The organism is Natrinema pallidum DSM 3751, assembly GCF_000337615.1.
Classification (GTDB): Archaea; Halobacteriota; Halobacteria; order Halobacteriales; family Natrialbaceae; genus Natrinema; species Natrinema pallidum.
The window spans coordinates 16,880-28,725 of record NZ_AOII01000017.1; the positions used below are offsets into that span (position 1 = coordinate 16,880).

Here is an 11,846-nt window from a genome sequence, read left to right on the forward strand (position 1 = left end):
ACCGGGGTCGAACCCACCGACGACTGCAACAGGACCTCGAGGCGGGAGAGGGGACGCTCGAGGGAGACCGGTGCTGTTTGAGCGACTCGTCCCAGTCAGTCCGGACTCTCGCTCGGTTGCGGCCGGCTGTCGGGGCCGGAACGGCGGGCCACGAAGACGAGCGCCAGCACCGTCAGCAGCGTCGCGACCGACAACAGTCCCGTGCCCGCAGAGAGCCCGAACAGGGCCGCGACGTCGGCGTAGAACGTAAAGAGGAGAAACGCCGGGAAGAGGGTCCCGATCGCGTATCGCCACGGGACAACCAGTGGGCGTGAGAGCTGTCCCGCGCCTTCGAGGTACTCCTCGATCGCGGCCGGACCGAGGACCCAGGCCGTGTACATCATGAACCCGGTTAGACCGAGTATCAAGAGCAGATCGACGAGCTGGTCCGCGAACAGCGTAAACACCGTGGGGCTGAACGCGTTCACGCCGCCTGTGAGGACGATCAGCGCGAACAGCCCCCGGGTCGCCGTCGACCGCTCGAGATCGAACTCGTCGACCAGAAACGAGACCGGAATCTCGAGCATGCTGATTAGACTCGTCAGGGCTGCGAGGAGAACGACGAGGAAGAAGACCGCGCCGAGAAGTCGCCCGCCGGGCAGGCTCGCGAACGCACCGGCGATCCCGATGAACAGGGCCCCGGGACCGCCCTCGGTCGGGCCCGGCGCGAACGAGAACAACAACGGGAACACCACGAAGCCGGCCAGGATGCCGATCCCGAGGTTGAACACGGCGATAGCCGAGGCGTCGAGGGGCAGCGAGCGATCGTCGTCGATGTAGGAGGCGTAGGTGATCATCGTCCCGCCACCGATCGAGAGGGTGAACAGCGCCTGGCCCGCGGCCCCTCCCAGTACCGAAAAGAAATTCTCCGCGAGGTAGGCACCGTCGAACTCGAGGTAGAACTCGTATCCCTGCGCGGCACCGGGTTGTTGGGCCGCCCAGATCGCGAGTCCGATGAGCAACACGACGACACCGGGTATCATCACCTTCGTCGTCGCCTCAATGCCGCGTCTGATCCCCGCGGCGACGATCAGAGACGTGGCCGCGAGGACGGCGAGTTGGTAGCCGAACGCTTCGGCACCGTAGCTGATCGCCGCGAAGTGGGTTTCGGGATTCGCGAAATAGGCACCCGTCACGCTCTCGAGGACGTACCGAAGGATCCACCCGCCGACGACGCTGTAGAACGACATCAGCATGATCGAAGTGACGACACAGAGCGCGCCCAACGCCGTCCAGAAACGCGATCCGGCGAGCGATTTGAACGCCCCCACTGGGTTCCGGTTCGACCGGCGACCGATCACGAACGCGGCCAGCAATCCCGGTACCCCGACGACGAGAACGATGAGTAGATACAACAGCAGAAAGGCGCTCCCGCCGTTCTCCGCGGTCATCCAGGGAAATCGCCAGATGTTCCCCAGCCCGATCGCACTTCCGACCGCAGCAAAGATAAATCCGGCACGACTCGCCCAACTCTCACGTACCATCCTGTCTCAGGGAATCGACTCGGCGCGCATAAGGTTTGTTTATCAGTGGCACAACTCCATTCGCGGTGACATAGAATCAGGCACGCTGAACACGACGCTTACTCACCTCCCGACAGACCGCCACGTTCGGAGAATCGGCAAGAAGTAGAGACGGAGCGACCAGTATCGGTCGTTATACCAACACGATGGGACCAAAGTGCGAGAAGCCTAGGCCGGGACATTAACGATAGGTTCAATGTCTTCCCTAATAAAAACTCGGTGTTCACTGAATGCCAGATAACAGAAAGCAAATTGAAAATCTGCGAGACAGAATCCAGGGGTCGAATGAAATTAAACAGAGAGATAAGAAACTTCTCATAAATTTTTCCGACAGGATTGACCTGCTCAAATCGGAGTACACTGATGATCGACACAACAAGTTGCTCCGTCACTGCACCATCCTGGCTGAGAACGTCGGTGGCCTCGCGGACGCCCTCGAGAACCGCGACGCAGCAGAGGACCTCGTTCGGTGGATCAATCGAAATTACGACAACGAATACACGAACCACGACTACCGAACCGCGCTCAGAGTCTTCGCTCGGCGGGCGACGGACGGTGACGATCTCCCGAAGAGTATCGAGTGGGTCCCATCGGGGATGTCCAACAGCCACGATCCGGTCCCCGATCCCGGCGATATGCTTCAATGGGAAAACGACGTTCTTCCGATGATCGATCACACCAGAAATTCTCGTGACGCGGCCCTCATCGCCGTCGCCTTCGACTCTGGGGCCCGAAGCGGTGAACTCCAGAACCTTACTATCGGCAACGTGAGTGACCACGAGCACGGTCTCCGTATCCACGTCGATGGAAAGACCGGGCAGCGGTCGGTCACACTGGTGCCGAGCGTGCCGTACCTCCAGCGCTGGCTGAACGACCACCCCGAGCCGGACAACCCGAGTGCGCCGCTCTGGTCGAAACTGACGAAACCCGAGGAGCTCAGCTACCGGCAGTTCAACAATTGTTTCGCCGACTCGGCTGAACGAGCCGGTGTCAAGAAGCCGGTGACACCGACCAATTTTCGGAAGTCCAACGCAACGTATCTCGCGCGTCAGGGGATGAACCAGGCGTTTATCGAAGATCGCCAGGGACGAAAGCGAGGCAGCGACGCGACAGCCCACTACGTCGCACGGTTCGGCGGCGAAGCCGACAACGAGTACGCGAAAATGCATGGACTCGAAGTCGAAGAGGACGACTCTGAGCCACTGGGGCCAGTCGAATGCCCGCGATGTCAGAAAGACACACCACGCCATCGGGAAACCTGCGTCTGGTGTAATCAGCCGCTCGAGTACGGTGCGATCGAATCGATCGAAGAGGATCAGAAAGAGGTCCGGGACCAGGTCTTCCGGCTCGCGCAGGAAAACCCGGAGTTCCTCGAGGACATCCAGCAAGCGAGAAGGTTCTCCGAGATCGTCGACGAGAATCCCGATATCCTCGAGGACGCACAGGCGTTCGCCGAGTCCCTCTCGGACGAGTAGCGCCATTACTTGAGGTTACGTCGTATCCGATCGAGTTCTGCCTGAATCTTATCGATATCCTCAGCCGTGGCACCGTTCGAGAGGAGGGCCAGAGCATACGCTCTCGCCTCCGTATCGCCGTAAGCGAGAACCCGGGACAGGAACTCGGTGTTCCGGTCCGCGTAGCGACTCACTTCGGAGAGCGGTTCCTGGCTGCTCATTGCTTTCCCTCCGTCTGGACGGTCGATTTGCGTGCGATGCGTTCGGTAGAGCGGATGCTGATCGTTCCTGTGGGCATATTTGTTGGTTCGTCGTGTTGCCGGTTACGTCATCAAGTGTTTCCCGACTCCGATGGAAGGACTACTGACCCACGATATGGGGGCCAGCAATCTTGGGCTTCCTTCAAGAGCCGATGCGTGCTTCACACTCACCACAAGGGGCTATTCGCAAAAGTAGGTTAGTGAATCAGATAGTTGCTAAATCAAAAAATAGTTTGAGCCAGACGGATAGCAGACCGTATGGAACCTTCAGAAGACGTTGTCAGCAACATCCTCGATTCCTGGGAAGGGGAAAACGATGCGTTTGGGAGGGTTTACGAAGCAATTCTAGGCATTCCGGGACCTGTGAGACACCATGAGATTGCTGAGGTCGCTAAATGTGCGCCCAATACCGCAAAGAAACACTTGAAACGTCTAACCCAGATGGGTATCGTCGAATGCCACAATCCAGACAAGCCTCTCATGTTCCGCCGGAACGACGCGTACCTGGAATGGCGAGAGATAATCCAGATCGCCGAAGATCATTCGGTCCAAAATCTCGCTGAGCGGGTTCGAGATCTGGAAGCGAAAGAAGCCGAACTCAAAGAAGAGTTCGGCGTTGAAGGCCCGGATTCCGCCTCGGTATACAGATCGGACAGTGATCGGCCAACACATGAACTGATGCAGGCAATCGGTACATGGAACGGTATCCAACGGGATATTCTCCTTTACGAGGCAGCGCGCCAACTCCAACAGAACGATGGTCGCCTGATCTCGGCTTTCGTTGAGACCCACACCGATGATCGTGCGTCCCCCGAGTCGCAATGACTACTACGAACCACGTCCCGACGATCAAGCGGTGGGACACTCACCCAGATAGGGAATCCCTGCGAGTGATTCACCGCTTTCTGAGCCGTCGCGAGGCGATCAAGAGCGTCAGCCTCGAGCCATGCAGGACTCACCCGCGTCTGGTACGTGCAACCGTTAGTGATCGGAGATCATCGACAACACCTGGAATTCTCGAGGTAAGATGGTACGAAACGAGGGATTTCGTCATCACATATCAGACGGGTTGTGAGACCGGTGACTCCCCTTTCCTCCGGTGGACACACCCTCCTGATGCAGATGAAATCAACGTATCACACAGCAGGTCAGACGACATGCAAACGTTGACGCTGCCATCTCACCACCCAGCCGAGAATCGATTTCATCCGCTCCGAGTACTTCCCCTCGTGCTTGCTACCATCGAGGAAAGTACATAGGGATTCACGTCGCCTCGCCAGAGGGCCTCGATACCGTCGGTGACATCACCTCAGGTGTCCGCAGTTTCCAGTACAAACCCTCTATCTGTTGTATAGGTGTGATATCATTGGTGTTTGAAAATCTACTTGTTGGTTCTTACTCGTATCGTCTCAAATCACGAAATGGTTTTATAAATTGTTTGCGTAATATGAGACCACATGGTGGAAAAGAGTCACTTACGTCTATTATCACATCTTCTATCTAGGGGTGGATCAGAAGTGGGTATCAGTACGCTCGCTGAGCAACTCGATTGGAGCGGTGGCCACACCTCACGTATCGTCTCCGAATTAGAAGCCTACGGCTACGTTCAAACCAAGCAAAGCGGTCGGCAAAAGTTGGTATCTCCGACGGATATCGAACCAATCGAGCAACTCGAGGGACTTTTCACGGAGTATAGCCACATGGATCTGCCCGATCTCATTGCTGGCGCTGGGTTACTCGTGCTCTATTATCTCGATCAAGGGCGAACCGCAACCGAGTTAGCCGAACTGAGTGGTGTTAGTCAGGCCACGATATATCGTCGATTAGATGACTTTCAGCGCGTTGGTGTCGTTGGGAAATCGAAGTCCCGGTATCGTCTCAATGATCCGTTTGCAGTGTTGGCCCCAATCGCTCGAGGACTGCTCCACCAGAAACATCGTCGTGAAGCACAGCGACACGCGAGTGGCCTCAACTTTCTCTGGGAAACACACGACGAATTCCTCTTCGCCTGCAACAGTGAGGTTACTGCTGACGGATTTTACCTGACCGGGCCTGCCCTGTTCGAAGCGTTCGATATCCCGCTTCTCACGAGAGATCGGCGACACTACTTCCGGACGGATCGACTCTCCGAGATCACTCCTGCAGAGTTAGCCTGCCACACACTGCTGATCGATGACGGGCCCCGGTACCGAACGTACTGTCTCTTATTGATGCAACAACAGGACATCGAGCGAACGGTATTGCGAGAGCGTGCTGAACACTATCGCTCCGAAGCGACGATCGATCTACGCGCTATCGTCGATGAACTCATCGAATACTTAGAGACAGACGGAACCACAACAACTGCGCAACTGCCCAAATGGGAAGAGTTCAAACAAACAGCCAGAGATTATGAGATCACTGTATGAGTTCTCGTGAACGATTCGGTCGTACTTATATCGAGGCCGAACTCCAAGAAATCGCAGATCATCTCGAGACAGACGTTGATGCATATCTCATCGGCGGTGGCGCAATGTCTCTTCACGAGCCGTCCCTCAAGGACACGACCAAAGATATCGATCTCGTCGTTGTAGACGAGTCGGCCCTTCGCCGTCTAATGGGAGTTCTTGACGATCTCGGCTATGAGGAAGTTACTGATCTCGGTGACGAGTACGATCGGTTAGGTGCGCGACACTGCGTCCGAAACGATGCCGGCTGTCAGTTCGATGTCTTCTATCGACAGATCGCGAACAAGCTGTACTTCAGCGACGGAATGCAAGCACGGAGTGAGGCGTTTCTTTCGGACGAGCCATTCACACTTGGCCTCGTTTCGTTCGAGGACATCTTTCTCTTCAAAGCCGTTGCAGAGCGTCCGGACGATATCGGAGACATGGCGACACTCGTCCAGACAGATCTCGACTTCGATGTGATCGAAGACGAAATCGAACGGCAGGTAGACCTCTTGGGTGGTGAGCAATTTGTCACAGTGATCTCCGAATCGCTGGAACGGCTCGATCAGAACGAAGGTATCCAAACACCCCTCGACGATGTCGTTCGGGAGTACTACCAACGATACATGAACGGGTACGAACTCCGGTTGCAGTTGGACGAGGACACCGCAAAACCCATCAGCGAACTCGCGTCGACGTTAGACGTATCAGAAGAAGAAATAGAACGTCGATACGAGTATCTCGAGCAATACGGATTCGTCGAACGGACTACTGACGGGATACGAGATACGGGGAAACGTGACGAATTTCATCGATCCTAATATACCGAGCTGACGATCTATGATGAATGTCACCGAGGGACCGTCCTACTTTTCCAGAGAGTCGCCGAATTCTTTCTGGAAACCTTCGAGAAGCCGCCCGAAGCCGGACTGGAGGAAAAACTCGGCGTCCTCTTTCGCCTCGAGGAGGTGTTTTTGTCGTTTATCGGAGTGTTCCGTCGCCATCTCGTCTAATTTGACGGCAAATGCCTTGATCGTCTCCTCGTCCTCGAGGGAATCGTAGGTTCTGAACACATCTTTCAGCCCGCGCTTGGCTGATTGCCTGACACGACCGTCTTCATCCGTCAGTGCCTCCAGCAGGAATCCACCAATTTCGTCCGTCTGTTCACGAACGGTATCCACATCAATCTCAATCGATCGGTCGCTCTCAGCGACGGCGAACACCAGTGCGATCCCTGGCGTCAGTCGTTCTGCAACCCGGACGGTCGACTGTCGGACGTATCCATCATCGCTCTGGGCGTAGATGGTGGTCAACTCGTCAAAGCAGATCTCGAACAATTGAACTCGTTCCTCGAGATCCAACTCCTCAATTTGGTCGATCGCCTCGTTAACCTGCTCGGAATCGCCTGATCGAATGTCAGCCGCAAATTCGTCCCACCGCTGTTCCATATCGATCTATTGGGCCAACTGGTCCATAATACTCGTCATATTGGAGGCACGGTGAGGTGAAGATGGAATGGGCGTCTTCTGAGCGTGTTAGCATCCTCGACGGCTACAATGATGATTGGTCTGAGACTCATCCCGTACGGTTTTGCGTTCCGACCACCTCTCATCTACTATGCCGTTTAGTGTGAGTTGGCACACGCTCCTCGACGAACTCGATGATCTCCCGGATGGAGCGACACTCGTTACACCCCTATCGCACAACCGGTTCCGGATCAGCGACGTACAGGAGCAACGTGTCATTGTCGACTTCGAAGATAAAGACCAACAGCGACCACTGCAGCGAGATCAGTTCGAGACGCTGTACCGACGGATCACCGATGCACCAAATGGTTTCCAACTCGACCGGCTCCCTCCAGATGCCGATCCCTACCCGGCTGTGTGGAGTCTCCATCCACGTTTCGAGATCGACGAGGATGCGGGCATGATCGTGGAGACTGATGGGACGACAGCGACACAACTGCTTGAGGCCGAGACCGAGCCGGAAACGGAAGACCGGACGGAGCCCGACCTCGATGTGTACGCTGACGCGCTCCTGCTTGTTGATGCACTCGAACGCCACGATGTAGCCACGTTGGAGGACATGGAAACAGCTGTGCTGGTCAACCTCTATACCCTTCTCTCGGACGTTCAGCGCAATGCCAACAGTTTCCGCCAAGACGTTGCTGATGTCCTCCTCAATCGCCTTCACCACGATCGGCCTGTCAATGGCCCGTTCGGCTCTGTCCAGCGGACAAGTCGTCGTAACCGTTCCCTCAAGGATGACGAGGACGTTCTGGCGGCGCTCGAGGATGCTGGAATCGATCCTGAGCGCGTCATGGGAGTGGACCGCGACAAGGTTGATGACGCCCTCGAGGTGACAGAGCTGGCCGAGAGCGACGTGTACGACATCAACGAAAGTGAGTACGTTCGAAAGGCCGAGGTCGATGAGGAGGTCAAGGAGACCCGCCTGCAAGGCCTCAAGGATCAACTCGCAGCGACAGAGGGCGAAGAAGCTCAAGAACTGCGCCAAGAGATCGAGGACTTGGAGGACCGTATCGATGAACTCACGAGTTTTCGGACGGGATCAGAGGTTCACAAGTGAGGGCTACCGTAGCAGCGTCAGATCCGGGGTATTTGCACTCTAATCGCTTTATTGTATAACCCGATTACGAGTCGTCCGTTGGACGGCATAGATCGGTGAAATTGGTCCGAGAGAACCTAATCTATAATCGGGTTTGCTGTGATATCCGGTTATGGTTCGTATCGACGACAGCGATGACGTGACGAAGTGCTGGCTTTCTCCCGATGAGCTGGACCGGCTGGAGCGAACTGCTGGAGAAGGCGGGTGGAAGCGTGAGGTAGCGATCCAACTGATGGGTCGGTGCGGGCTCCGAGCGTCGGAAGTGAGCTATCCGAGCGATAGCAATCTGCGGTACTCCGACGATGGCGACATCTGGCTCTTCGAGGTCCAGGGAAAGAATACGAAAGGTGGGGCAAAAAAGACCCGCGACGCGTGGATGCCAGACGACGTTGCCGACGACATTCACAAATACAGCCGTGAGCGCGGTCTCGATCTCTCTGATCCGTGGGTCGACACAAGCACCCCCTCCATCCGTCGGTGGGTCAAGGAGGCCGCTCACACCGTCGCGGAGCAAACCGACAACCTACGTTGGCAGTCGGTCTCGTCGCACGATCTCCGCCGGTCCTGGGCGACCTATCATCTCGTCGAACGCCAGGTCGACGTTCGGACCATGATGAGCATTGGCGGGTGGTCTGATTACTCCGCCATCGAGCCATACCTTGCAGAGCCGACCGAAGCGCGTATTGGAGAGGCTATGCGGACGTAGAGGAGGTGTTCCTTCGGTTGGCCCCCCAACTGGGAACGGTCGATCGAGTTCTCGAGCACGTTCGCCCTCGGGGGTATCGTACTGATCTTCCAACGTGCGAAGTTGGTCCTCGAGGAAGTTGGTGTCGACAACCAGAAGTTGGTCCAACTTCGCCGCCCTTGCCGGCTATTGGAAGCCGAGGGAGAACTTTCTTGACCAAAGGGGCTACACCGTAGTGATCGAGTCGGTATAGACGACGTATTCGGGGACAATCCCGCTGAACTGGGACCCGCGAATACCTATTACCGGCTCGGCACCGCGACCAAAGGAACAAGCCGAAGAAACGTACCGGTTCGCCGGCGATGTCTACCAATTCCCATCGCACGAACCGGGTATCACACGAGTGTCTCTACCCGGGCTGACCGATCGATTCCCAGTGAATAGGTAGTGGCCCGATCACTGAGGCCGGGTAGAATTAGTCGGGGGAGAGCAGTAGATCGTCGGGTGGCATCACTCCCCGACGGGAATATAATCCAATCTATCGGTAGAACCGGTATCTCGATCGGCCAGAACGGCAAAATTCGGATTTAGGAACACGGGTACCAATGGCCGAGGACTCGGAGAGATATTTCCCGACCTATCGGGATGAATTGGTCGGACGCTGTCGGAGAACTGGCTGGCTCCAACGAGAAACCAATGAACAGGCCAGCGAATAAACCCTACTGTCGGCAGAATCGTCTTTTTCACCGGTTAAACGGACGTATTCGGCGGCTTGGAGGGGTGCCCCATCACCTATTGGACCGGGTCGAAATGGTCGGGAGTTGGGGCATTGGCACCGGTATTGCTCAGTGCTTCCCGAACGTCGGCCAGGGTCGTCATTGGTGTCGAATGCTGTCGTCTCCCTTCTATCGACTAAACCGTTATCTTCGCCGGTCGAAATGGCCGTATTCAGATTGTGAAGGGGCAGGACCACTACCTATTGGACCGGGTCGGGGTAGTCGGGGATTGCCCCAATGGCACCGCAATTGCTTGGGGCATAGCCGACCGTCGCTCGAAACCGACTCTCGATATCGAATACCATCGTCCTTTCCGTCGGTAGAACCGCCTTTTAGCCGGCTGAAACGTCTGAATACGGTTCAGAAGGGATCAGAACCACCAACGTCCCGAGCCAGTCAAGTTGGTCGGGGTATTGGCGGGATGGTCGTTAGTTGGTCGGTACGGCCAAGACAACGATGTAGCGGGGACCGCCACGAGTAGAGCTGATCGGCAGTTCCCGACCTATTTTTCTTCTTCTGGCGGTTGTACGACCTCTCCGAATGAGCGGACAAGTTGGACGGCGTTCTCGTAACTCGTCACGATCCGGTATCCTTCCTCGGTTTGTTCGACGACACCGATGCTTGGATCACCCAGGAATTGGAGCGCACTCTTGACATCCCGTTCACTGGGCACTTCATCCGAGTCTTGCATTCCCACGACGATCCACCGGACATCAGCCGCGGTCTCGACCAACCATCGGCTCGTTCGGGAGTTCGGATAACCGCCAAAAGCGTCTCATCAGCGTCAACTCGGTCTTGGATGTTCTCATCGAGAAGATCAAGCCAGTCATACTGAAAGGTATCTAGCCGACTGAGTAAACTCGAGAGCTGCTCTGGTGGAATCGTGTACTGCTCTCGGCAGGCCAATAGTCCCACCGGCGTCTTGGACGAATACTGCGACGCCTCGAGAGGCCGCCTGTTGGTCTCCGAGGATTGGCGTATCGACGGAACACGTCGATTCTCCGTCCAACGCGAATCACTGCCGGCAGCCACTGGCTAGAAGGCCCCCGTGGTGACACCACGACCAGTCACTCGCCGGCGGATCGGTCACCGTCGATCACTGACGCGAGTAGATCGTGTTGGGCCGCCCGGAGCCGTTTCGAGAACGTTGGCTGGGCGATCCCCAAGGCGTCCGCGATTTCCGCTCCCGTTTGCTTCCGTGTTTTGTCGAAATAGCCGCTGTGATACGCTGCCGTCAGGACTTCTGTTTGCTTCTCCGAGAGGACAGCATCGAACAGACTCGTCCGTGAGATCGACCCAGCGGGGGACGATTGCCGTTTGGCCGTCAGACTGACGCCGGAAAACTGATCTCGGACCTGCTGTGAGAACCGCCGATGATCCCTATGACGCGGAACCGAAAACACGATATCACACGCTTGCTCCGTGACTTGGATCGATCGAAGGACTGCACCGAGATCGTTTGTCTCCGTAGCGATGCACTCGTTCACGACGATCAGCTCGAACGTGGAACTGCTGGATTTTGAAAGTGGCTGAACAGCGTCGAGGCCGGCAACGCAGTCACTCAGTTCGGTGACCTCGCCGGGATCGGCGTCAGGAATCGAGCAGTGGACGAGATACGAGTTCTGGTTTCGCCGGTTCACGTTCTGGATCTCAACAGTCGTTCCAAGCTCGGACGCGATCGACCGGATGACATCGTCCGACTCGAGATCGATCTCGAAGGAGAGGTCAACCATTTCGCTCCCAAACAGAGCGTTGCGTTGCTCGACCGCGTTCCGGGCGTACCCGATCAACGTCCCGAATTCCTCAAGGACGTCTTTCGTCCGATCGTCGAACGCCTCGGTTTGCGTACTGTAGACGGTAAGTGTACCGTAGAACAATTCCTCGTACCATCCGTCTTTAGTTAAGCCTCACACCTCGGTTGTGTAGTGGTAGCGAGCGTCTCTTGTAAGATTGGTCGTTGCTTGTGGATCTTCTGAGCGTCTTCGATCAGCCGGTCGAGCAGCGGCGGGGGTGAATAGCCGAGGAACTCACCGAGTTCGTGGAGAATGAGCTGGG

Annotated in this window: 11 protein-coding genes and 1 pseudogene; 6 read left to right on the plus strand and 6 right to left on the minus strand. The window is 56.4% G+C overall.

What is annotated here, in order from left to right:
• Positions 1-95: 95 nt before the first annotated feature.
• A complete protein-coding gene (locus tag C487_RS01465; RefSeq protein ID WP_006183894.1) occupies positions 96-1,523 on the minus strand; it encodes a sodium-dependent transporter in 1,428 nt (475 codons plus the stop codon).
• A gap of 269 nt (positions 1,524-1,792) precedes the next feature.
• Here C487_RS01465 and C487_RS01470 point away from each other — a divergent pair, with 269 nt between their 5' ends.
• Positions 1,793-3,037 carry a tyrosine-type recombinase/integrase gene (locus C487_RS01470; protein WP_049907771.1) on the plus strand — a complete coding sequence of 415 codons (1,245 nt, stop codon included), beginning with the start codon at positions 1,793-1,795 and terminating at the stop codon, positions 3,035-3,037.
• Positions 3,038-3,042: 5 nt separating this feature from the next.
• Here C487_RS01470 and C487_RS01475 read toward each other — a convergent pair whose 3' ends face one another.
• On the minus strand, positions 3,043-3,237 hold the full coding sequence (locus tag C487_RS01475) for a hypothetical protein (protein WP_006183896.1): 195 nt from the start codon (positions 3,235-3,237) through the stop codon (positions 3,043-3,045).
• A 297-nt stretch (positions 3,238-3,534) separates the two neighbouring features.
• On the opposite strand from C487_RS01475, the gene C487_RS19160 reads away from it, so the two are divergent.
• From C487_RS19160 to C487_RS01490, 3 genes are all read left to right on the plus strand, one after another.
• Positions 3,535-4,101, plus strand: a complete 567-nt coding sequence (locus C487_RS19160) for a DUF7342 family protein (protein ID WP_006183898.1) — start codon at positions 3,535-3,537, stop codon at positions 4,099-4,101.
• A 632-nt stretch (positions 4,102-4,733) separates the two neighbouring features.
• Positions 4,734-5,684 carry a helix-turn-helix domain-containing protein gene (locus C487_RS01485; protein ID WP_083864454.1) on the plus strand — a complete coding sequence of 317 codons (951 nt, stop codon included), beginning with the start codon at positions 4,734-4,736 and terminating at the stop codon, positions 5,682-5,684.
• Positions 5,681-6,526 carry a DUF6036 family nucleotidyltransferase gene (locus C487_RS01490; protein WP_006183900.1) on the plus strand — a complete coding sequence of 282 codons (846 nt, stop codon included), beginning with the start codon at positions 5,681-5,683 and terminating at the stop codon, positions 6,524-6,526. Before C487_RS01485 ends, C487_RS01490 begins: the two co-directional genes overlap by 4 nt.
• Before the next feature lie 45 nt (positions 6,527-6,571).
• Here the strand turns inward: C487_RS01490 and C487_RS01495 are convergent, their stop codons facing one another.
• Positions 6,572-7,153, minus strand: a complete 582-nt coding sequence (locus C487_RS01495) for a hypothetical protein (RefSeq protein ID WP_006183901.1) — start codon at positions 7,151-7,153, stop codon at positions 6,572-6,574.
• A gap of 169 nt (positions 7,154-7,322) precedes the next feature.
• Between C487_RS01495 and C487_RS19165 the strand changes: the two genes are divergently transcribed.
• Positions 7,323-8,291 carry a hypothetical protein gene (locus C487_RS19165; protein ID WP_083864456.1) on the plus strand — a complete coding sequence of 323 codons (969 nt, stop codon included), beginning with the start codon at positions 7,323-7,325 and terminating at the stop codon, positions 8,289-8,291.
• A gap of 151 nt (positions 8,292-8,442) precedes the next feature.
• A complete protein-coding gene (locus tag C487_RS01505; protein WP_006183903.1) occupies positions 8,443-9,036 on the plus strand; it encodes a site-specific integrase in 594 nt (197 codons plus the stop codon).
• 1,257 nt (positions 9,037-10,293) lie between these two features.
• On the opposite strand, the gene C487_RS21270 is transcribed toward C487_RS01505, so the two are convergent.
• The 3 genes and pseudogenes from C487_RS21270 to C487_RS20020 form a co-directional block, all read right to left on the minus strand.
• Entirely contained in the window at positions 10,294-10,524 is a 231-nt protein-coding gene (locus C487_RS21270) for a hypothetical protein (protein WP_006183904.1), read from the minus strand.
• A gap of 334 nt (positions 10,525-10,858) precedes the next feature.
• On the minus strand, positions 10,859-11,668 hold the full coding sequence (locus C487_RS01515) for a bacterio-opsin activator domain-containing protein (RefSeq protein ID WP_006183905.1): 810 nt from the start codon (positions 11,666-11,668) through the stop codon (positions 10,859-10,861).
• A gap of 23 nt (positions 11,669-11,691) precedes the next feature.
• Positions 11,692-11,846, minus strand: a pseudogene (locus C487_RS20020) (IS4 family transposase); the annotation flags it as partial.

Coding starts and splice junctions, on each gene's coding strand:
- C487_RS01465 (WP_006183894.1), bottom strand. CDS start 1,523: ATGGTACGTGAGAGTTGGGCGAGTCGTGCCGGATTTATCTTTGCTGCG.
- C487_RS01470 (WP_049907771.1), top strand. CDS start 1,793: ATGCCAGATAACAGAAAGCAAATTGAAAATCTGCGAGACAGAATCCAG.
- C487_RS01475 (WP_006183896.1), bottom strand. CDS start 3,237: ATGAGCAGCCAGGAACCGCTCTCCGAAGTGAGTCGCTACGCGGACCGG.
- C487_RS19160 (WP_006183898.1), top strand. CDS start 3,535: ATGGAACCTTCAGAAGACGTTGTCAGCAACATCCTCGATTCCTGGGAA.
- C487_RS01485 (WP_083864454.1), top strand. CDS start 4,734: ATGGTGGAAAAGAGTCACTTACGTCTATTATCACATCTTCTATCTAGG.
- C487_RS01490 (WP_006183900.1), top strand. CDS start 5,681: ATGAGTTCTCGTGAACGATTCGGTCGTACTTATATCGAGGCCGAACTC.
- C487_RS01495 (WP_006183901.1), bottom strand. CDS start 7,153: ATGGAACAGCGGTGGGACGAATTTGCGGCTGACATTCGATCAGGCGAT.
- C487_RS19165 (WP_083864456.1), top strand. CDS start 7,323: ATGCCGTTTAGTGTGAGTTGGCACACGCTCCTCGACGAACTCGATGAT.
- C487_RS01505 (WP_006183903.1), top strand. CDS start 8,443: ATGGTTCGTATCGACGACAGCGATGACGTGACGAAGTGCTGGCTTTCT.